The organism is Salinibacterium sp. UTAS2018 (assembly GCF_004118935.1).
Classification (GTDB): Bacteria; Actinomycetota; Actinomycetes; order Actinomycetales; family Microbacteriaceae; genus Rhodoglobus.
The window spans coordinates 1,723,396-1,743,953 of the sequence record NZ_CP035375.1; the positions used below are offsets into that span (position 1 = coordinate 1,723,396).

General features: G+C 63.4%; 25 protein-coding genes. 14 read left to right on the top strand and 11 right to left on the bottom strand.

What is annotated here, in order from left to right; genetic code table 11:
* Positions 1-58 precede the first annotated feature (58 nt).
* From ESZ53_RS08250 to ESZ53_RS08260, 3 genes are all read right to left on the bottom strand, one after another.
* Positions 59-889 (bottom strand): hypothetical protein, encoded by an 831-nt coding sequence (locus ESZ53_RS08250; RefSeq protein WP_129072387.1) that lies wholly within the window; start codon positions 887-889, stop codon positions 59-61.
* A 2-nt stretch (positions 890-891) separates the two neighbouring features.
* Positions 892-1,248, bottom strand: coding sequence for a PadR family transcriptional regulator (locus ESZ53_RS08255; RefSeq protein WP_168187208.1), 357 nt, complete (start codon positions 1,246-1,248; stop codon positions 892-894).
* 119 nt (positions 1,249-1,367) lie between these two features.
* A complete protein-coding gene (locus ESZ53_RS08260; protein WP_129072389.1) occupies positions 1,368-1,841 on the bottom strand; it encodes a hypothetical protein in 474 nt (157 codons plus the stop codon).
* Positions 1,842-1,861: 20 nt separating this feature from the next.
* Between ESZ53_RS08260 and ESZ53_RS14535 the strand changes: the two genes are divergently transcribed.
* The 3 genes from ESZ53_RS14535 to ESZ53_RS08270 are packed head-to-tail and all read left to right on the top strand — an operon-like array spanning position 1,862 to position 3,913.
* Positions 1,862-1,990, top strand: coding sequence for a hypothetical protein (locus ESZ53_RS14535; protein ID WP_256386341.1), 129 nt, complete (start codon positions 1,862-1,864; stop codon positions 1,988-1,990).
* 28 nt (positions 1,991-2,018) lie between these two features.
* The gene (locus ESZ53_RS08265; RefSeq protein WP_129072390.1) at positions 2,019-3,257 is read left to right on the top strand and encodes a sensor histidine kinase; all 1,239 of its coding nucleotides are present in this window, start codon (positions 2,019-2,021) and stop codon (positions 3,255-3,257) included.
* Positions 3,254-3,913 carry a DNA-binding response regulator gene (locus ESZ53_RS08270; protein ID WP_129072391.1) on the top strand — a complete coding sequence of 220 codons (660 nt, stop codon included), beginning with the start codon at positions 3,254-3,256 and terminating at the stop codon, positions 3,911-3,913. Before ESZ53_RS08265 ends, ESZ53_RS08270 begins: the two co-directional genes overlap by 4 nt.
* Before the next feature lie 186 nt (positions 3,914-4,099).
* Here ESZ53_RS08270 and ESZ53_RS08275 read toward each other — a convergent pair whose 3' ends face one another.
* From ESZ53_RS08275 to ESZ53_RS08295, 5 genes are all read right to left on the bottom strand, one after another.
* Positions 4,100-4,429, bottom strand: coding sequence for an HAD family hydrolase (locus tag ESZ53_RS08275; RefSeq protein WP_168187209.1), 330 nt, complete (start codon positions 4,427-4,429; stop codon positions 4,100-4,102).
* Positions 4,430-4,450: 21 nt separating this feature from the next.
* A complete protein-coding gene (locus tag ESZ53_RS08280; protein ID WP_129072393.1) occupies positions 4,451-4,738 on the bottom strand; it encodes a hypothetical protein in 288 nt (95 codons plus the stop codon).
* A gap of 36 nt (positions 4,739-4,774) precedes the next feature.
* On the bottom strand, positions 4,775-5,101 hold the full coding sequence (locus ESZ53_RS08285; protein ID WP_129072394.1) for a hypothetical protein: 327 nt from the start codon (positions 5,099-5,101) through the stop codon (positions 4,775-4,777).
* A gap of 66 nt (positions 5,102-5,167) precedes the next feature.
* Complete coding sequence (locus ESZ53_RS08290) at positions 5,168-5,782, bottom strand: DUF4166 domain-containing protein (RefSeq protein WP_246837263.1); 615 nt, start codon at positions 5,780-5,782, stop codon at positions 5,168-5,170.
* 40 nt (positions 5,783-5,822) lie between these two features.
* Positions 5,823-7,475: a molybdopterin-dependent oxidoreductase gene (locus ESZ53_RS08295; protein WP_129072395.1), complete on the bottom strand. Its 1,653-nt coding sequence runs from the start codon at positions 7,473-7,475 to the stop codon at positions 5,823-5,825.
* Positions 7,476-7,690: 215 nt separating this feature from the next.
* Between ESZ53_RS08295 and ESZ53_RS08300 the strand changes: the two genes are divergently transcribed.
* From ESZ53_RS08300 to ESZ53_RS08325, 6 genes are all read left to right on the top strand, one after another.
* A complete protein-coding gene (locus tag ESZ53_RS08300) occupies positions 7,691-7,909 on the top strand; it encodes a helix-turn-helix domain-containing protein (RefSeq protein ID WP_129072396.1) in 219 nt (72 codons plus the stop codon).
* Positions 7,899-8,363, top strand: a complete 465-nt coding sequence (locus ESZ53_RS08305; protein ID WP_246837264.1) for a Clp protease N-terminal domain-containing protein — start codon at positions 7,899-7,901, stop codon at positions 8,361-8,363. The genes ESZ53_RS08300 and ESZ53_RS08305 overlap by 11 nt, the downstream gene beginning before the upstream one ends.
* Positions 8,364-8,488: 125 nt before the next feature.
* The gene (locus ESZ53_RS08310; protein ID WP_129072397.1) at positions 8,489-8,905 is read left to right on the top strand and encodes a hypothetical protein; all 417 of its coding nucleotides are present in this window, start codon (positions 8,489-8,491) and stop codon (positions 8,903-8,905) included.
* Between the two features lie 50 nt (positions 8,906-8,955).
* Positions 8,956-9,477, top strand: a complete 522-nt coding sequence (locus ESZ53_RS08315; protein WP_129072398.1) for a hypothetical protein — start codon at positions 8,956-8,958, stop codon at positions 9,475-9,477.
* Between the two features lie 48 nt (positions 9,478-9,525).
* Positions 9,526-10,014, top strand: coding sequence for an N-acetyltransferase (locus ESZ53_RS08320; RefSeq protein WP_129072399.1), 489 nt, complete (start codon positions 9,526-9,528; stop codon positions 10,012-10,014).
* A gap of 78 nt (positions 10,015-10,092) precedes the next feature.
* Entirely contained in the window at positions 10,093-11,169 is a 1,077-nt protein-coding gene (locus ESZ53_RS08325) for an alkene reductase (RefSeq protein ID WP_129072400.1), read from the top strand.
* A 35-nt stretch (positions 11,170-11,204) separates the two neighbouring features.
* Here ESZ53_RS08325 and ESZ53_RS08330 read toward each other — a convergent pair whose 3' ends face one another.
* Both ESZ53_RS08330 and ESZ53_RS08335 read right to left on the bottom strand, forming a co-directional pair.
* Complete coding sequence (locus ESZ53_RS08330) at positions 11,205-12,188, bottom strand: oxidoreductase (RefSeq protein WP_129072401.1); 984 nt, start codon at positions 12,186-12,188, stop codon at positions 11,205-11,207.
* Positions 12,189-12,369: 181 nt separating this feature from the next.
* Positions 12,370-13,980, bottom strand: a complete 1,611-nt coding sequence (locus ESZ53_RS08335; RefSeq protein ID WP_129072402.1) for an ABC transporter substrate-binding protein — start codon at positions 13,978-13,980, stop codon at positions 12,370-12,372.
* A gap of 253 nt (positions 13,981-14,233) precedes the next feature.
* On the opposite strand from ESZ53_RS08335, the gene ESZ53_RS08340 reads away from it, so the two are divergent.
* The 5 genes from ESZ53_RS08340 (at position 14,234) to ESZ53_RS08360 (ending at position 19,451) form a co-directional block, all read left to right on the top strand.
* Positions 14,234-15,394, top strand: coding sequence for a Xaa-Pro peptidase family protein (locus ESZ53_RS08340; protein WP_129072403.1), 1,161 nt, complete (start codon positions 14,234-14,236; stop codon positions 15,392-15,394).
* A gap of 2 nt (positions 15,395-15,396) precedes the next feature.
* Positions 15,397-16,746 (top strand): M20/M25/M40 family metallo-hydrolase, encoded by a 1,350-nt coding sequence (locus ESZ53_RS08345; protein WP_129072404.1) that lies wholly within the window; start codon positions 15,397-15,399, stop codon positions 16,744-16,746.
* Positions 16,739-17,278 (top strand): Lrp/AsnC family transcriptional regulator, encoded by a 540-nt coding sequence (locus tag ESZ53_RS08350; protein WP_129072405.1) that lies wholly within the window; start codon positions 16,739-16,741, stop codon positions 17,276-17,278. The genes ESZ53_RS08345 and ESZ53_RS08350 overlap by 8 nt, the downstream gene beginning before the upstream one ends.
* 23 nt (positions 17,279-17,301) lie before the next feature.
* Positions 17,302-18,504 (top strand): pyridoxal phosphate-dependent aminotransferase, encoded by a 1,203-nt coding sequence (locus ESZ53_RS08355; RefSeq protein ID WP_129072406.1) that lies wholly within the window; start codon positions 17,302-17,304, stop codon positions 18,502-18,504.
* Positions 18,505-18,590: 86 nt separating this feature from the next.
* On the top strand, positions 18,591-19,451 hold the full coding sequence (locus tag ESZ53_RS08360; protein ID WP_129072407.1) for a VOC family protein: 861 nt from the start codon (positions 18,591-18,593) through the stop codon (positions 19,449-19,451).
* Between the two features lie 30 nt (positions 19,452-19,481).
* On the opposite strand, the gene ESZ53_RS08365 is transcribed toward ESZ53_RS08360, so the two are convergent.
* Positions 19,482-20,492 (bottom strand): serine hydrolase, encoded by a 1,011-nt coding sequence (locus tag ESZ53_RS08365; protein WP_129072408.1) that lies wholly within the window; start codon positions 20,490-20,492, stop codon positions 19,482-19,484.
* Between the last annotated feature and the right edge of the window lie 66 nt (positions 20,493-20,558).

Below are 20,558 nucleotides of genomic sequence, written 5' to 3' on the forward strand. Positions count from 1 at the left end.
TCGCCCAGTGTAGAGCGAAGGCTAGACACAGCGGACGACACAAGAACCCGCAGAGCACCTACGGAGCAGTGACGTTGAGGATGCCCGCCTGCGAGCAGGTCTGCGGCAAGTCCTTCTGCAGGCCCGCCACATCACCGAAACTCAACGGTTCGAGAACGCTCGTCGCCCAGCCGCCATCGAGGTCTGCGACGAAACCGTAGCTCGGCCACTGCGTGAGCATGGTCTCGGCAGCGACTTGGCGTTCGGCATCGTCAGCGGCGGCGGCGTTCAAGTATTCGGCTTCCCACGCGCACAACCAGCTGAAGTGGGCGACGGTTGCGCCCGCACCAGACTGCAGCAGTCCGTCATCCGTTTGTCCGGAATCCAAACCCGCTGGCACCCCAGTGGGGTAGGCCGCACCGGCGGGCAGCGGCTCGGGCATGGCTTCGATGGCGGCGAGATATTCGAAATAGGCGGTGCCCTCGGTGACTCGCTCGGGCCCCGTCGGGTTTTCGTTTACGACCGAGGCAGGCCCGGCCGCAGGTTGGGTGGGTTCACCGTCTGGACCTTCGCCGAGCAGCGCCGACGGCGAGAGGAACATCCAGGCCGCGAGCCCGGCGGCCACGATGACGAGCGCACCAAGAACGAGTGCTGTGCGGCGTGGGGGCGTTTGAGGTTCGCCGGCGCGTTCCGTGACGCCCTCCTGCCCCAGAATCTCGGCAGGCGAGCCGAAGGCGGCGATCGAATGCATAGCCTCGAGATCAGATGACTCCGGCGGAACCGTCTCGCGCAGATGGTTCGCAATTTCTTCGCGAAGCTCGAGACGACGAGGTGCAGGCAGGGGCGCGGAGGAGACATCGAACTCGCGAAGGTAGGCCGTGACCAGCGGGTGCTCGGCTGCAGAATTCATAACTACTCGCTTTCAGTGGATGCGGAAGGGATGGTCTGCAGAAGCGTTCCGACAGAGCCCGAAAATTGGCGCCAATCTTCACGGAAGAGTTCGAGGTCGCGACGGCCGACATCCGTAAGGCTGTAATAGCGGCGCGGTCGCTCGCTGTCACTCACTTCCCAGTGGCTGCTCACCTGCCCGGCCTCTTGCAACCGGCTGAGCAGCGGGTAGACGGTGCCCTGACTGGTGAGCAACTGACCGACGTCGTTCAGTTCGCGAACGATTTGGAGCCCGAAGCGTGGGCCCGTCGAGAGCAGGGCGAGAATGCAGGGGCCAACGACTCCGCGTCGGAGTTGCGTGCTTGCTGCGCTTTCAACCATGCGGTTGAACATACCTTGTGTCACAAGAGTTAAACAAGAGAAAGCGTCGAATTGTCCGGCAGCATGCGGGCGCCGTTGGGCAACCACACCCGCACGCACACCGCATCGCGTCGCGTCGCTCAGCGCAGAGCAGTGATCCCGAACGTCGCGAGCACGCCGAAGGCGACACCCCAGATGATGATCGAGATGATTTGCCACTGGATCACGGCGTTGCGCGACGCACCGAACGACACCATCGCGGCCGAGGTGATCTGGCTGGGTAGCAGGGTCTGGCCGAGAAGGCTGACTCCGACAACCCCGTAGCGGTCGAAGCGTTCGCGCAGCTTCTGGCGACGCGGCGTTTCTGGCTTAGGCTCCCGACCCGCCGCTACTTTGGCGCGAACCCCGTGGGCGGCGAACACGAAGATCAGCATCGAGATCACGTTTCCGACGATCGCAGCGATGATCGCCACGACGGGATTTACGCCGGCGACAATCCCGATCACCGAACCGCCATACGACTCCACGTACGGGATCGCCGCGATCACCATCACGCCCACCCACTGCAGCAGTTCGGGGAGTCCAGAAGTGAAAGAGGTGAAAGCGTCGTACATGGGGTGCCTTTCATGAGGTGATGACAGAAATCGCCCGGCTCGTCATCGGCTGGGGTGCCGGGGATGATTCAATCCTCGCCGCGGATGACGCGGCCCGGCAGTGCCGCCGTGTCACGGCATCCGCAGCACTTTCGCACCCGCGACCGTGACAAATGTCACTGCTCTACGCTGGAGGCCATGCCCGCCTCGACTGCCCTTTCTGCCGCGTCAGCCCACGACGGCGAACACGCCCGTGGTGTGCGCGGCGTGCGCGTCACGTGGAACTACACCCTCGGCTCCATCGTGTTTTTCTACATCGTGCTGAACGCGGTCGTGATCCTCAATATGTTGGCGATCTTCGGCGCATCCCGCTCGCCCGTCGATGCGCTGCTCGTCGCGCTGAGCCTTATTGCGGCGGCGGCTCAGATACGCGGATGCTGGTTCCTGCGCACCGAGCGTGGGCGTGGCATCCCGAGCACTCTGTGGGTGATCGCGCTTGTAGCGCCGGCCGCTGCGGTCTGGGTGATCGGCCTCTTCCGACCCGAGGTCGGTTTCTTGGCCGCGGTTCCGCTCTGGATGGCTGTCTGCGTTGCCGCACCCCTCTTTTCGCGCCGCCGACTCTGGAGCCTGCTCGCGGGCGGACTGGCAATCTCGATCGCGCAGCCCTTCATAGCAGCAATAATTTTGGGGAGTCCGGTCAGCGCCGGGGTGACCGGCGACTTCTGGCTCGTGATTTTCTACAGCCTCCTCCTGCCGCTCATGGTGCTTTCGGGCCTCTGGTGGTGGGATGTCGTTGTCACCCTCGACCGCTTGCGCACGAGTGCCGCCGCCCTTGCGGTCGCCGAAGAACGCCTGCGTTTCGCCTCTGACCTGCACGACATTCAGGGTCATCATTTGCAAGTGATTGCCCTCAAATCTGAGCTGGCCGAACGGATGCTCGCCATCGACCCCGAAGCCGCCCGCGAACACATTCATGAGACGCGGATGATCGCCAAACAAGCCATGGAAGAAACTCGGTCACTCGTGGCCGGGTATCGAGAAGTCGAGCTCGGCGACGAGCTGGAGAACGCGCGCGAAGTGCTGACGGCGGCCGGCGCCGCGTGTGAGCTCGTTGTCGGCACGATGCCGGCGCAGGCCGACGCTCGCCGCGTGCTCGGGCTCGTCGTGCGAGAAGCAACCACGAACATCCTCCGTCACAGCGAAGCCACTCAGGTGTCGATTCACCTCAACGCCACTGACGCCGAAAACACTCTCGTGATCAGCAACGACGCCGTGCAGACCGGTGTCTCGTCGAGTGGCACTCCCGGGAGCGGGCTCGCCGGCTTGCGGGATCGGGTCGCCGCGCTTGAGGGCGAACTTGTGGCTGCGGTTGACCCCAGCGGGGAGCGCTTCGAGTTGAGCGTGCGGATTCCGGTCCGGGCGGGAGCCAAGGCATGAGCGAGACTGGCGTGCACGAGACTGGCGTGACTACACCTGCGGCACCGGCCCGCGTCATCCGCTTACTCATCGCCGACGACGAACATTTCATTCGCGGCGCCCTCAGCGCGCTGCTGAATCTCGAGCCCGACATCGAGGTCGTCGCGAGCGTCGACAACGGTGTTGCGGCGGCCGAGCAAGCGCTCGTGCTTCAACCGGATGTCTGCCTGCTCGATCTCGAAATGCCCCAGGCCGACGGGATCGAGGCGGCCACGCGCATCCTCTCGACCGTCGCGACAAAGGTCGTGATCGTGACACGCCACGCGCGGCCCGGAGTGCTGCGTCGCGCTCTCGCCGCCCGCGTCTCGGGCTTCGTTCCCAAGTCGACGCCCGCCGAAGATTTGGCCACCGTGATCCGGGATGTCGTGGCCGGCAAACGCTACATCGATGCCGAAATTGCGGCGACGGCCCTCACTGCCGAACGCTGCCCCCTCACCGACCGCGAGTTGGACGCGCTGCGGTTCAGCCGCTCCACGATGAGCGTGCAAGAAATCGCCGACGCTCTGCACCTGGCAGCAGGGACTGTGCGCAACTACCTGTCCTCGGCGATGACGAAGCTCGACGCGCAGTCGCGGCACGACGCCGCCGACAAGGCCTGGCAGCAGGGGTGGATTTAGCGGAGCTCTATCCGCTCCCTACCCGGCCGCGGAAACTTATTTCACGACGTGATGCAGCTACGTGAACAACCCTGGTGCCCTCGGCGAGATCTGCTAAATTTGTGCCAACACGACCGGTTCCGCCCCTTGGGGTCCAGGGCCGGTCTTTACTTTGTCCAGACAGGTCTCCGAGGAGTCGCAGAATACTCAGCGGCCGAGATGAATCTCTTCCAAGACTCGCACGGTGGTGGGCTGAATGATCGTCGGCGAGTCCGTACCTTCCCACGATTTTTCGTGACTCACCCAGCCTGTCGAGAGGCCGAGCTTCTGAGCACCGCGGATGTCGGCGTCGGCATTGGCGCCGACCATCCAGACCGTAGAATTGTCTGCTCTGTACTCGAGCGCTTGCCGAAAGATCTCGGGCTCAGGCTTCTTGGCACCGGCAGATTCCGAGATCACGATGCCATCGACGAGATTATCTAACCCCGTGAATCGCATCTTCCGCGACTGTTGCGCGCGAGTGCCGTTGGTAACCACAACCAGGCGATCCCCTGCAGCTCACTGCCGCACGAGACCGTCTTTGATTCCCGAATAGCACGCTATCGACTCGACATGATCGAACAATAGCCGGTGAACGAGGTCGGGAATCGACGTGCCCAGCGCGAATCGTTCCTGGATACCAGCCGCCAGTTTCTCCCGCGAAGCGTACCCATTTGCGTCAGCGGCCATAAGCCATTCTCGATCAGCGCTGTTTCCTCCGAGGTCTGCCACAAAGCCCGAGACCCACTCTCTGAAAGCGAGGTCACGGTCGACAAGAGTGTTGTCAAGATCGAGCAATAGGAGCATGGCGCGAGTATAGAGGGCGCTGTTTCGGGCCTCCGACTAAGCGGACTCTGCTCGCGCGAACGTGAGCGCCCACGACTGCTCGCCCTTCGCGGTCTCGACCCAGCCATCCTCTTCGATCTCGTGGCGAAGCTTGGCCAAGGTCTCGGCCATGCGGGGCGCGTAAGCCTCATCCGGGTTCATCGGATCGAACATGTGGCTCGACGAGAAGGAGCCGCTTTTGAAGCGGGTTTCGCCGCCCACGCGACCGACGAAGCGCAGCGTTTGATTCAAAATACCCGTATTGAGCATGTTGAGCATCCGCACTACACCGGAGATCTCGACTTCTTCGATTTCGACCTGAAGCAACTCGCGCTGTGGGCTCATGCGTCCCATAGTGCGCCTGAAGCGCACCTTTGTAAACGGGCGTTGCGGGGACCCCCCGCAACCGATCTACTGGTAGCCGTAGGTAAAGTGCCCGCTGTAGCGGAACCAATCACCGAGCAGCGGTGTGGCGAGCCGAACATCCACGTGCTGCTGGCCGTCTGCCCATGATTCGTCGACCGTGACGGTGGCGAGAGCGGGGATGCGGAGTCGCCGGCCAGCGAGGTGCAGCCACTGGCGGCCGGAGCGCAACTGCATGCGGCCATCCGTGACGGTGAGCACCATGCGCACTTCGAACCCACCTTGCCGACCAAGAAAGTCGTGCAGGTGACCGTCAACGACGCGCATTTCGTCCTGGAGAACACGGTCACGACCCGCAAAGTGGAAGGTGCGCACGGCGCCAAGGGCGCCATCCGCAGTAGGCGAATTGACGACGTCGAAGGGTACATCGCGGGCATATTCCGGAAATAGGATGCGTTGCCACGCCATGAGCACCAGCACGGGTTTCAGGATGCGCAGCGGTGAGCCGGCAACCTCAAATACTCCGCTGCCGACGCCCACGCGCTGGCCGCCATCGAAGTAGGGGCGAAGCTCCGGCGCTAGCTCGTCGAGTTCGGCACCGAGCACGCGCCGGTAGACCGAGGCACTCACTTCAGAATCACCTGACGACTCGGGTTCGATCACCCGTCCATCCTGACATGGGAGAACGGATTCAGCGCCACCGTTACGAGACCTGCACCCCAACGCGGTGCCAACCCTCGGCACCGTCGGGCACGACGGGAACGGGGTCTCCCGATTGGGTGGTGCCGCCGGCATCCGTCGCGCGTGATTCGATGATGTGGTTGCCGCTAGTGGCTTCCCACGGGTACACCCACTGCACCCAGGTGTCGGCGGAGATCGCGGTTGCCAGTTCGGCGGCCTGCCACTCGCCGCCGTCGATGCGAACTTCGACGCCGGTGATTCCCGTGTGCGGAGCCCAGGCGACACCCGCGACAGCGACGGTGCCTGCCGTGACCGTGGCGCTCGCGCTCGGCACATCGATGCGTGACTGAGTCTTGACGGGGCCCTTGGCCGACCATCCGCGATCGGTCCAGTACGCGGTCGCGTCAGCAAAGCGCGTGACTTGCATTTCGACAACCCACTTGGTCGCCGACACGTAGCCATAGAGGCCGGGGACGACCATCCGCACCGGAAAGCCGTGCTGTTGCGGAAGTGGTTCGCCGTTCATCCCGACCGCCAAAATGCTCTCGCGGTTCTCGTCTTGCAGCGCTTCGAGCGGCGTGCTCGCGGTGAACCCGTCGATGCTGCGGGAGAGCACCATGTCGGCGCCAGCCAGCGGCTTCGCCTTCGCCAGCAGATCCCGGATGGGGTAGCCGAGCCACATAGCGTTGCCCACGAGGTTGCCGCCGACCACATTCGATACGCACGAAAGCGTTGCGGCGGTCTCGACGAGGGGAAGCTCGAGCAGTTCAGCGAACGAAATTTCGATCTCGTTCTCGACCATTCCCGTGATGCGCAGGCGCCACTCATCCGCATCGACGTTAGGAACGACGAGGGCGGTATCGATGCGGTAGAAGTTGGAGTTCGGGGTGATGAGCGACGAGATGCCGGGCACGTCGAGACTCGCGCTGGCCGGGATAGCGGGGGCCGCAACCGCGGGGGCCGGCAGCTTGAGAGCAGTGCGCACGGCATCCACGACGGTGGCACTGGCGTTGACGACGCGGGCGCCGACTCCCACGAGCACCGCGCCAACGGAGGCGACGCCGACGATGCGCAGAAAGTCACGTCGTGAGGCGGCCGGCACACGAGTAGGAGTGGCAGATGACCGTTGAGCGCTGGCGGCACGCGCGGCCGCTGCGGTACCGGCGGGCGTCGTGGCCGGAGCGACCGGGGCAGAACTCACCCAGCGGCGCAACCGAATCATCGTGATGCGCAACACGAGCACTCCAGCAACCACTCCGAGAACGGTGGGCATCGGCCAGCTTGCGGACGCTTGGGCGCGGGTCGTGACCGCGATCGTCGCGACGACGCCGATGAAGACGAGCAGAATGACGCCCCAGCTGGGCCGCGCATACTCCACGAGGCCAACCGCCACAGCGAGAATGAGCACCAAGAGCCCCACGCAGAGCAGCAGCACGATCTTGTCGTTGGTGCCGAACAGCGCGATGGTGAGATCTTTCAACCACGACGGCGCGAGGTCGATCACGAGCGAGCCGACGGCGAGCACCGGGCTGCTGGCGGGCGAGATAAAGACGGCGAAGAACTCGGCAACGGCGAGCACGACGGCGGCGCTGAGCACGCCCAAAAGCGCCGACCAGCTGCGGATGCGTTTCACGCTGAGAGCGGCGGGCGGGGCGGTCTTCGTCGCGGAGGTCACAGGCGAATCGCTTCTTCCTTAGTAAGACGAGAGACCGTAGGTCTAGACGCCGGGCTGGAGTTCACCCCTCCACTTTCAGAACGGTGCAAGCGGGAGGTCTAACCCAGAGTAGACGCGGCTCCTGTGCGCACGGCGGCGGGGCTTGAAATGAGTCAAACACGTAAGGTTTGTCAGTTTTACTTGACAACATCGCATCGTCAAGTGAAACTGACACTATGGATTCAGTGAACTTGGGCGAACAGCTCCGCACCGCCACCCCCGCAACCGGGTTGCGTGCGGTCGGGGCACTACACCGCCTCGCGGAGCACGTCGAAGCGACCCATGTTGCGCAGGCTCGCCGCGATGGCTGGTCGTGGGAGCAGATCGGCGACGCGCTGGGTGTCACACGACAGTCCGTTCACCTCAAATATGGAAAGCAGGGAAATGATGTTTGAGACGTTGACACAATCTGCGAGAACCACCGTCGAGGATGCCCGGCACGAGGCAGCGCGGCGGGGCGACCGGCGCCTCGGCACCGACCACCTTCTGCTGGCTCTGCTGCACGAAGAGGAGCTCGCTCGAGCCGTTGGAGTCGACGCTACGAGTGCCGCGGAAGCCGCCGACCAACTCGACCGAGATGCCTTGACGGCGATCGGGCTCGATGTCGGCACGTTCTGCCCAACCGCCCACGCCGCCGCCTCGAAACGAGTTCCCCTGACGGCCGGCGCCAAGGCCGCTCTTCAACAGACTCTGGTCAGCGCTGCCGCCGAAAAGGCGCGAACAGTGACGTCGCGCCACATCTTGCTCGCGCTCCTCGACCGCCGCGAGCCCGACTCAGCCGCAACCCTCCTCACCGCGCTTGCAGTTGACCGGCACGCAGCGCGCGACCGGCTGATCGCCCTCGCTTAGAATCGGTGCTCAGATTGTTCTCGAAGAAACGACCCGTGCGCTGCGCGCGATCCAGGCACCTAACCGCAGCGACAACCAGACAATGAACGAGCGACAAGTTCGACAAGTTGAGCTACATTCGATTTATGAATGTCGCGCAGCGTTCTCGTTTATCCGCAGCTTTCGTGACCTTGAGCATGGCTTCGCTCGCGCTTTCTGCGTGCAGCGCCGCTGAACCGGATGTCGCACTCAACGCTGTACCCCCATCCCGCTCTCCGACAAACGAATTCGACTGGCAGCAGCAGCAACTGCAGGATAAGGCGGATGAGCTGTGGAATGCGGTCGAACGACAGTTTCCGGACGCCGTGAGGCCCGAAGCGAAGTTCGTAGAGTGGAGCACCGCTCCAGCGCTCGGCGGCTCTGAACAGTTACGCGACTGCCTCAACGAGACCTCATCTTCGGAGTTCTCCACCGAGGAGCGCGAGGTAGGGCACTACGTATGCTTCGTGCAGTATCCCGTGGAGCCGGAGGATTCGACGGAAGATGCTGACACCACGCCGTGACCGACCACGCTGAACACGTCCCTCACCTGACACCACTGCGGAGAGTCGCGGTGATTTGGGTTGCGCTTCTCTCCTGCGTGGCGCTCAGCCTGGGCTCGAGCATCGCCATGTTTCCCGCCGTCGACCGCTGGAATGATTGCGGGCGCGTCGCCTCTGAACTCGATCTTGCCGCCGTGGCCTCTCCGTTGCTCGCCGCCGCCGCTATCGGTGCGTGGTTTTGGCTGCGACGCCTTATTCACGCGGCACGCCCCGAGCTGTTGCCCTTGACCACCGCCGCTATCGTCGCGCTGCTTCTCATCGCGGTCGTTCCGCTTCAATTCCTCGGCGCAGGCTCGTGGGACGAGTCCGCGCAGACTTTTCGCGTCGCGTGTGGCCTTAGCGAGTGGATCGCTCTTGCCCGGGGGATGTCGCTGCACCTTCCCGCAGTATCGGTCATCATTCTTGCGACCGCCAACCCTCGCGCCCGGCCCCTGACCACGCCGCGAGTGATCACGAGCATCGCAATCATCACCGCGCTGTGGGTCACCTACATAGTGGCTGCGTCGCCGTTTGCGACCTCCACCCCGGCCTAAGCCCGCGCGATCGGCGCGAAGTAGGTCTCCTGCTGCAAGGATTGCTTTATGACCACAGTGACCGTCCGCCCCATGACCACCAGTGAGTTCGATGCGTGGCAGCGCGCCACGACGGCGGAGTTCGCCGCCGAGCAAGTCGCGATCGGGCGCTGGCCACTCGAGGGCTCGGTTGAGCGGGCTGTCTCCGACAACGCCTCCCTGCTGCCGCACGGCATCGACACTCCCCGCATGCTGCTCCTGCAGGGAACGGATGCCGCCGGCGCGACCGTCGGGCACGCGTGGGTCAGCCTCGACCACCCGCAGGGGTCACCCGACCTCGCCTATCTGTTCGACATCCAAGTGGTCGAAGAGCGCAGAGGTAGCGGACTCGGTCGCGCGCTTCTCGCAGCAGTCGAAGCTGCGGTGCTGGATGCCGGCGTGCCAGCCCTCGAGCTGAACGTGTTCGGGCACAACACTCCCGCCGTCTCGCTCTACGGCTCCTCGGGCTACACCGTCACGACTCAGCAGATGCGCAAAACTCTCAGCCCGGACTCCTAGTCGGAGCAACTTCTCAGGGAGGAATAGTGCGGGCCGGTCAATGTTGAATTTGATACGACCGACAGAAAGAGAACCGCTGTGAACTTGTTTTCCCCCACGACCTTCGGCGAGCTGAACCTGACCAACCGCTTGGTGATGGCACCGCTTACTCGCACCCGTTCAGGCAAAGACGGCATTCCCGGTCCGATGGTCGCCGAGCACTACGCGCAGCGCGCCTCGCTCGGTCTGATTGTGTCCGAGGGCACCTACCCGAGCCATGCTGGGCGGGGTTTCCCGGGCCAGCCCGGATTGGTCGAGCCCGAGCAGCTCGAAGGCTGGAAGAACGTGACTGACGCAGTGCACGCGGCGGGCGGGCAGATCGTTGCGCAGGTCATGCATGCCGGGCGCGTGAGCCACGAAGCGACCAACGGCGGACACACTCCGGTCGCCCCCAGCGCGATCGCGATCGACGGCGAAACTCGAACCTACGAGGGCAAGAAGCCCTTCCAAGTTCCCCATGCACTCACCGACGGCGAGCTCGTCGGCGTGATTGATGAGTTTGTCACGGCCTCGCGCAACGCTGTTGCGGCAGGATTCGACGGCGTCGAACTGCACTCCGCCAACGGCTACCTGCTGCACGAGTTTCTCTCCCCCGCCTCCAACCAGCGCGAGGGCCAGTACGGCGGCTCCCCCGAAAACCGTGCGCGCTTCGTGATCGAAGTTGCGACCGCAGTCGCTGAGGCGATTGGCGCTGGCCGCGTGGGGCTCCGCATTTCACCAGCACACAACATCCAGGGTGCGCTAGAGACAGACAGCGCCGACGTACTCGCGACCTACGGCGCTCTCGTCGACGGTCTCGCCCCGCTCGGCCTCGCCTACCTCAGCATTCTGCACGCCGAACCCGCCGGCGCCTTCGTGCAAGAACTGCGCACTCGCTTCGGCGGACCAGTGCTGCTTAACAGTGGCTTCGCGCGGATCACGACTCGGGATGAGGCTCTTAGCCTGGTGAGTGACGGTTACGCCGAGGGTGTTGTTGTGGGCCGTCCGGCCATCGCAAACCCCGACCTCGTGTATCGCTGGCAAGAAAACCTGCCGCTGAACACCCCCGACGCCGCCACCTTCTACGGAGACGGCCCCGAGGGCTACACCGACTACCCCACCTTCGAGCCGAGCTAGCGCGTCGCGAGGGTGACCGGCTCGTTGCCACTGGCTCAGCTAGTGAACGGATCCAAGCCGGTCGCCTTCACCGCGACAGCCCACAGCTTTTCAGCAGCTTCGGGGTCGATCGCCCACTCTTTAGCGCCACCGGAAGTCATGTCGGCGAAGTCGGCCGCAACGACGCCCTTAATGGAGCAGTCTTCGCAGTACGCCCCGCCGCGCTCAGCCAGCTCGGGAGCGGTCGCTGCCCAGAGGCCTGTTGACGCACCTTCGGCGGGAGTCTTGAACAGCGGATTCGGGTTGCCGTCTTCGTCGATCCACTGCCGGGCAAGAAGTTCTTCGCGCGGCATGTTGCGCTGCAGGTCGGTCATGATTCCGCCGGGGTGCACCGAGAACGCGTGGATGCCGCGGCCGGCCAGGCGAGCATCCAGAGCAACAGCGAACAGGGCATCCGCCGTCTTCGACTGGCCGTAGGCAACCCAGGGCTCGTAGTCGGTGGTATCGAAGTTGATGTCGTCGAAGTTTACGGGCGAACGCCAGTGGCCAACGGACGAGTACGACACGATTCGCGCGCCATCCTGCAGCAGAGTTTCGAGGCCCGCGACGAGCGCGAAGTGGCCGAGAAGGTTGGTGCCGAACTGCATTTCCCAGCCCTGGGGTGTGCGCTGTTCGGGGGTCGCCATGACCCCGGCGGCGTTGATCATGAGATCGACAGGGGTGCCGGCTTCGCGCATCCCCGCGGTGAACGCAGCGACAGAGTCGAGGTCGCCGAGATCCATCTTCTCGACGCGAACGTTCGCCAGACCTTCGAGCGCTTCGGTCGCCTTCTCCGGTCGACGGGCAGGAACGATCACGGTAACGCGCGCTTCAGCGAGCGCCTTCACCGTTTCGAAGCCAAGGCCCGAGTAGCCGCCGGTGACGACGGCGGTCTTGCCGGCGAGGTCGAAGCCGGCGATCACTTCGGATGCCGTACTGCGGTAGCCGAACCTCGATTCGAGGGGTTGTTGGCGGGCTGTCATTTCTGCGGAGGAGATCATGCTTGTGACTCTAAGAGTTGGAGTGCACTCTAGGTCAAGCCCGCCAGCACACTCCCAGCAACAGCGTCATCCCGGCAGCCCCGCTCAGTGCAGCGCCGCGCACCGCATCCGCACACCAGAAAGCCCGAGCCGACCGAAGTCGACCCGGGCTCGATCCCTGGTTTAGTTCACGCGAGGGCTATTAGCCCTTGGTGACCTCGTAGTACAGCGGAACAGAGTCCCAACCGAACTCAACGTTGTCGACGGTGTCTGCCGATACGCCAGTGGCGTTCGAGTACCACAGCGGGATGCTGGGGAGATCCTTCAGCAGAACTTCCTGAGCGTCCTGGTAGAGCGCGGTCGCGTCATCAACGGTCTGAGCTGCGGCACCCTCCTTCAGGAGTCCATCGAACTCAGCGCTGGTGTAGCCCTCATAGTTCGAGCCAGCACCGGTCTGGTACAGCGGTGCGAGGAAGTTGTAGAGCGACGGGTAGTCGGCCTGCCATCCAGCGCGGGTTGCACCGGTCAGCGTGCCAGCAACACGGTCTTCGAGCGACGACTTGAAGTCGGGGTACGACTTGCCGATCGCTTCAATGCCGAGCGTGTTCTTGATGCTGTTCGCTACGGCATCAACCCAGCCTTGGTGGCCACCGTCTGCGTTGTAGGCGATGTCGAACGTGCTGTCACCGAAGGGTGAAATCGCGTCGGCTTCAGCCCAGAGCTTCTGAGCTTCTTCCGGGTTGAAGTCGAGAACTTCAGCACCGGCAAGATCGCTCGAGTAACCGTCGACTACGGGCGACGTGAAGTCGGTTGCCGGCGTGCGGGTTCCCTGGAAGATTACGTCGGTGATCTCAGTACGGTCGATCGACATGGAGATAGCAGCACGACGCAGCTTTCCTTCCTCGCCACTGAAGTGATCGAGGTAGTAAGGAATGTTGAAGGCCTGGAAGATGGCTGCCGGCTGGTTGATAGCGCGGTCGCCGAACTCGTCCTCGAAAATGCCGAAGGCACTGTCGGGAACAGCATCGAGAACGTCAAGGTTTCCCCCCAGAACATCGGCGTAAGCCGCATCCTGCGAAGTGTAGAACTTGAAGGTCACGCCGCCGTTAGCGGGTGTGCGCGTTCCGTCGTAGTCAGGATTGGTGACGAGCGCAATCTGCACATCGTGCTCCCACGCGTCGTCGCCATCCATCATGTACGGACCGTTGCCGACGGGGTTCTCGCCGTACGCTTCCATGTCCTCGAAAGCGATCGTCGGCAGGGGCATGAATGCCGTGTAGCCAAGTCGCAGAGGCCAGTCGGCCTCGGGGGCGACGAGAGTCACGTCGAACGTGAGGTCGTCGACCACCGAGAGTCCGGTGAGTTCGGAGTCTTCTTCGTAGCTGAAGCCTTCGATGTCATCGAAGAAGTACGACGACGACTGAGCGTTGCTGAAGGTTGCGCCGAAGCTCCAGGCGTCGACGAACGACTGAGCGGTGACCGCTTCACCGTTGGTGAAGGTCCAGCCGTCTTTGAGTGTGACGGTCCAGTTCTGGCCATCTTCGGACTCGATCGAGTCAGCGACGTCGTTCTGGATGCTGCCGTCGGCTGCGTACGAAACCAACCCCGCGTAGATGGAGGTCAGAATCTTGCCGCCACCCACTTCAGTGGTTCCGGTGGTGATGAGCGGGCCCAGGGGCTCGCTTCCGTTGGTGGTGATGGTCTGGTTGACGTCACCCGAATCTCCACCGTCGCTGCTAGCGCAGCCGGCGAGAGTGAGCGAGACCGCCGAGGCGAGCGCAACAGCGCCCAGCCCGAAACGTGATGCCTTCATGCTTCCTCCTGTGCAATGAGCGCCTACGGTGCGAGCTGTGGGCCGCGCCGGGCGTTGGACTTACTTTAGGCCTCGAAATCCGCGACCTAAAGCGAAGTGTCACAATGTTACCTCGTTGTTAGGTTGAGGCGCGCTCAAGCCTTACAAAAGTTTACAAAACGGACACATGACCTATCATTGGGTTTACAGGGATGCCGTAAGGTTTCGCCATGACGGCATTCAGCCGCACTGAGCAACTAAGAAAGTAGAGACGATGACGAGCGCACCAGTCCTCATGTTTTCGAGCACGATGTCCGCAGACATGCGACACGTAATCACCCACGAGGTCCACGACCCGTTCCTCTACATCGAGGTCGACGGCAAGCGGTATACCGCCATCAAGTCGCTCGAAGCAGCTCGGATGCGCGACGTCGAGAACATGACCGTGTTCCCGCTTGAGGAACTCGGCTTCGACGACTTCCGCGCCTCCGGCCAGGGCCCCGACCTCGCCGAGCTCAACTGCTTGGTCGAGGCGTGCCTCCGCACCGGAGTGAAGAGCGCCAGCGTTCCTTCCACCTTCCCCCTCGGCGTTGCCGACCACCTGCGCGAAGCCGGCATCGAACTCAACGTCGACAACGAGCTCTTCGAAATGCGCCGCCGCGTGAAGTCGCCGGCCGAGCTTGCCGGCATGCGCCGCGCGCAGATCGCCGCTGAAGCGGGCGTCGCCCACGTCGCCACCCAGATGGAAGCCGCAACGGTTGGCGCCGATGGCGGACTGCTCATCGACGGCAAGCCCCTCACGTGTGAAGACTTGAAGACGGGCATCCGCGCCGCCTTCTTGCGCAATGGTTGCGAAGACGCGGGCCTCATCGTGGCTCACGGCGAGCAGACCTGCATCGGCCACCACGCTGGCTCGGGCCAGATCTTCGAGGGCGAGCCCGTCACCGTTGACATCTGCCCCCGCGACACCGAGTCCGGTGGAAACTCTGACATGACCCGCACCTTCGTCAAGGGCGAGATCAACGAAGAGCTCGAAACGTACTGGCGCATCGTCAAGGAAGCATTCGACAACACGCTCGCCGCCATCCGCCCCGGTCTTCCGGTTGCCGAGCTGCACCGCATCTCGTGCGAGCCGATCAGCAACGCCGGCTACCCCACGCAGCTCACCAAGAAGCCGGGTGAGGTTCTGAACGAAGGCTACTTCCACAGCCTCGGCCACGGAATCGGCCTCGAAGTTCACGAAGCTCCCGGCCTTGGCCAGAACGACGCCGTGCTTGTGGCCGGTGACGTCATCGCCATCGAGCCCGGCTGCTACCGCCAGGGCTTCGGCGGCGTGCGCCTCGAAGACATCGTTCTCGTCACCGAAGACGGCGCCGAGCTCATCACGGACTACCCGTACGAGCTCACCCCCGTCGCCATTTCCCGAGGAGTCTAATCGTGCGCGACCCCCGTATTGATGCCGAGCGTGAGCAGAGCATCCGCGAATGGCAGGAATTCTGTCGCTTCCCCTCCGTGGCGGGCGATCGCGTTGCGATCGAGGCTGCCGCTGACTGGTTGGAGCAGAAGCTCCGCCGGCTCAGTGAGCGCGTCGAGCGCATCGAGATTCCTGAATACGGGCCGGTCGTCGTCGCCTACTTCCCCGGAGCGAGCGACAAAACGCTCATGCTCTACAACCACTACGACGTGCAGCCTGTCGGCGACCTGGACCAGTGGATCTCGGGCCCCTTCGAATCAGAAATCCGCGACGGCGCCATGTGGGCCCGCGGTGCCTGTGACGACAAGGCCGATGTCACGAGCCGCCTGCGCGCGCTCGAACTGTTCATCGAGGATCACCCGAACGGCTTGCCGTACAGCATGATCTACCTCGCCGACCCGTGTGAAGAGATCGGTAGCCCCGGCCTCGAAACCGTGCTGGCCGAGAACTCCGAACGCCTCAGCTCCGATGCCGTGCTGTGGGAGAGCTACCTTCGTGAAGACGACGGTCGCCCCGCAGTCGGCTTCGGATGCCGTGGCGGCATGGAGATCAGCCTGAGCCTGAACATCCTGGCCTCCAATCAGCACCCCTCGTATTCGCAGATTCTGCGTTCCGCACCGCTCGAGTTGATGCGAGCGATCACGTCTCTCACGACGGAGGACGGCCTCATCGCCGTTCCCGGTTTCACGGATTCGGCGTTGCGACCGGATGCCGCGGCCAAGGCGCGCACGCAAGAGCTCTCGCTCCCCGGCGACGCCATCAGCCTGCCGGGCGTCAACCCCCTGAAGGATCTGCCAGCCGCAGAACTGAAGGAACGTTTCATCTTCACCCCGTCGATGAGCCTCTCCGGCTTCGACATAGACCCGAGCGTCAGCCACAGCGTTCCAGCGAAGGGCACCGCGAAAGTTCGCTTCGGGCTCGTTCCCGGCATGGACCCGCACGCCTGCTTCGAGACCGTGAAGTCGTTCCTGGGCGACACCGCCCCCGACATTCAAGTCGAGCTCATCCGTACGATGCAGCCCGCGTTCTCGCCGGTAGACACTCCATTCGCCGTCTCCGTTCTTGACGCTGCCGCCAAAGCCTTCGAGGCAGAACCGGTCGTCTACGATGTGATGACGGGTTCCGGACCGGGAGCATTCTTCCTGGAGCATCTGGGGGCTCCCCTGATTTCGCCCACCGGAACGCTGCGACCGGAGGGAAACATGCACGGCTACAACGAACACGGCTACCTCGAGGACTACCTCACCCACATCCAGTTCACGCTCGACCTGCTCAATAACCTCGAGGCCAACGGGTTCGCGAACAATGACTGATCCGGTAGCCGCCACTGAGGCTTCGAAGATCATTGATCTGCTCGAGCAGAGCACCCCGAAGGTCGAACTCGACACGATTGACCTTCAGCTGATCCGTCACCTGCACGAAGACGCCAGTGTCTCGCTGCGCAGCCTCGGCACGCTGGTCGGGATGTCGGCGCCCAGCGTCGGCGAGCGTGTCGCCCGCCTCGAACGCACGGGTGTCATTCGCCGCCGCAGCATTGAGATGGACTGGTCGGCCATGGGCCGCCCGATGCTCGTCGTGATCCCCATCAAGATCACGTCGGATGCCAAGATGCTGACGGTCATTGAGGCTCTGCAAGCGATTCCCTCTCTCACGGAGATCCTGATTCTGAGCGGCACCTACGACATGATGGCCCGCTTCCGGCTCAAGGATCACGCAGAACTGCAGACGCTGCTGCTCGAGAAGCTCGGGGCTGTCTCCGGTCTTCAGCGAGTGGAAGCCATGATCAGTCTTGGCCGCGTCGATGACACATCGCCGCTCACCCACATCCTCGATCTCGACGACTAACCACTCCAACAGAAAGTAGCCCCGTGCGCATCGATGATTCGTGGCGAGACCTCGCCGCTCCCGACTTTTCCCTCTACGCCGGGCTTGATCCTGAGCGTCGAATCATGATGATGGGTGCGGACCCGTTCGCGCCCGACAAGTGCCTGCCCGACCACGTCATCGATGCCACCAAGCAGGCGCTCGACGACGGCAAGACCCACTACTCGCTCGACAACGGCTACGCCGAACCTCGCCTCAAGACCGCGCTCGTCAACAAGCTGCGCGACTTCAATGGCATGGAGATCGACCCTGAGACCGAGTTGATGGTGGGCCCCAGCTCGGCCTTCACGCTGTTCCTCTCAATTCGCATCTGCATCCGCCCCGGCCAGGGTGATGAAGTTCTCGTGACGAACCCCGGGTTCGCCGAGAACATCAACGATGTTCACCAGATGGGCGCGGTCTGCGTTGAGGTTCCGACCTACGAAGAAGACGGCTTCGCCCTGCGGATGGATGAATTCCGCTCGCGCATCACGGACCGCACCCGCGCCATCGTGATCACCAACCCCAACAACCCCACCGGCACCGTCTACACGCGCGAGAACTTGTTGGAGCTGGCTGCTCTCGCGGAGGAATTCGACCTCGGGGTCATCGTCGACCAAGACTTCGAGCGCCAGATCTACGACGGAGCGGAATACGTGAACTTCGCGACGCTGCCCGGCATGCGCGAACGCACCCTAACGGTCTTCGGAACCTCAAAGGACCTCGGTCTCACTGGCTTCCGCGTGGGCTACCTCGTCGCTCCGGCCGAGATCATGCCGATGCTCAAGATCGCGACCTTCAACTACGTGGGCCCCACGAACACCTTCGCTCAGTACGGTGTTGCCGCTGCCTACGAGAACCCCGCCTACACCGACGAGTGGTTCACGATCTACAACAAGCGTCGCCACGACATCTACGATGCACTCCAGGGCATCCCCGGTGTTGGCGCGTCCATGCCGGCTGGTGGCTTCTACCACTGGGTGAACATCGCCGAGCTCGGCACCTCGCTCGAAGTCGTCAAACACCTCGTCGACACTCAGCAGCTCGGTGTCTCGCCTGGCAACTGGTTCGGATCGGCCGGCGAAGGCTACATCCGCGTGATGTACGGCTCGAACGGCCGCGACGAGATCTTCCAGGAGGGCGTTGCTCGCTTGGCTGCTGGGCTGCGCGCGTTCGCTGAGCTCAAGGGCGTGAGCGCCGCCGCGTAGGCTCGCGCGCTCTCCGCGTTCGTCTCGACAGCCCGCCACAGGGCGGCTTTCGGAATAGCGCCGTTGGCGGCAAGGTTGTAGCTATCATGAACGACCTCCTTGCCGCCGACACCGCCATGGGCGCCGTGACGCTCAGCGTTGCGAACCTCGACGCGCTCACCGCGTACTACCGGGATGCCGTCGCGCTGAGCGTGCTGAGCGAGTCTTCCGACACGGTCGTTCTCGGTCGCGGCACCACGCCCGTCGTGATCCTCAAGCATTCACCCGCGCTCAAGCATGCGAGCCCGCGCGATGCCGGGCTGTTCCACACCGCCATCCTGTTCGATACCGAAGAGGCGCTGGCGGCATCCGTTTATTCGGTCGCCACTCGCTACCCGAAGACCTTCACCGGCAGCGCCGACCACCTCGTGAGCAAGGCCTTCTACTTCACTGACCCCGAGGGCAACGGCGTCGAACTGTATTGGGATCGCGATCGCACCCAGTGGAGTTGGACTCACGGCGCCGTCGAGATGGCCACGCTCTTTCTCGACCCCAACGCATTCCTGCAAGAGAACCTCACCGAAGCCGCCGTGGAGCAACCCGCGATTGGGGGCGCCCGCGTCGGTCATGTGCACCTGCAGGTCGGCGACGTCACCACCGCGCGCGAGTTCTACGTGAACCAGCTCGGCTTCGCCGCCACCACCGAAATTCCCGGCAGCGCCGTGTTCGTGAGCGCCGGCGGCTACCACCACCACATGGCCATGAACACGTGGAACTCGAGCGGCGCTGGTCCGCGCCTGCCGGCACTCGGTCTCGCCCAAATCGACATCACGGTGCCGAACGCCGACGACCTCGGAGCGCTCGGCGAACGGATGACGCACCACGGCATCCCGCTGCGTCACGATGGCCAGACCCTCAGCTTCGATGACCCCTGGGCCAACCAGATTCGTGTGAGCACCGCGCCGTAGCGCGAGCTAGCAAGCTAGCGAACGAACGGGCTACCCGCCGAGGCGTTCGTCAAGTTCGCGGATGACCGGCCACGCGCCCTCTTCGGAGTTCGACAGCACCACAACGTCGAGACCTGCCTCGAGGTAGTGGCGCACGATTCCGGAGGCGCCGGGACTCACACCGTCGGCGAAGTAGCTGCGAACGCTGCCGTCTTCGTTCATGTCGAACTCGAGCCCGAAGCCGTACCAGGTCTCGTCGTCGTACTGAACTTGCGGGGTGAGAAACTCTTCCGTGAACTCGGTGTCGAGCAACTCACCGTTGCGAACCGCCTGGATGAAGCGCACGAGATCGGCGGCAGTGACGTGGGCTCCGCCATCGGGCAGGCCAATGGGTGGGGCGCTGTAGATGTTGGAGACCCAGCGGCCGTCGATGTAGTCCCAACCCTCGGCAACGCGCGGGGCGGCATCCCGACGGTCATAGAAGCCAGAGTCCACCATGCCCGCGGGCGTGAAAACCTCGTCGAAGATGTATTGGCGGTAGTCGGTCTTGGTGACCTTCTCAAGCGCCAGACCGGCGAGCACGTAGCCCGCGTTGGTGTAGACGCACTCGACGCCGGGCTCCGCCAGTGACTCCTTATTCACAAAGGTGGGGAGCTGGTCGGCGGGCTCAAGAATTGTGTAGGTGGGGAATTCTGCCCACAGGTCGGCGTAGCTTTCGCCCTCTTCTTCATCCACGTCATCCGCAATGCCACTCGTGTGAGTGAGCACGTGCAACAGCGTGACGGCGGGGTCGATCTCGGTGTCGGCGAGGTCAACATAATGGTGAATGGATGTCTCGAGGTCGAGGTCATTCTTCGAGACCTGCTGCAGCGCCGCCACACTCGTGAAGAGCTTGGTGATCGAGCTGGAATCGAAGCGGGTATCTGCCGTGTTCGGCACATCCCAACGCTGGCTGGCCTTACCGGCGACAGCCTCGTAAACGGTGGCATTGCCGCGCTTGATCAGCACCGTGCCCGAGAAGTCGTTCTGCTCAAGAAAATCGTCGAGTCCCGTGGTGTCCATAGTGCGAGCCTACCGAGAATTGATGACCGAATCGTGGAATAAGAAGACACCGGTCACAGTTCTCCG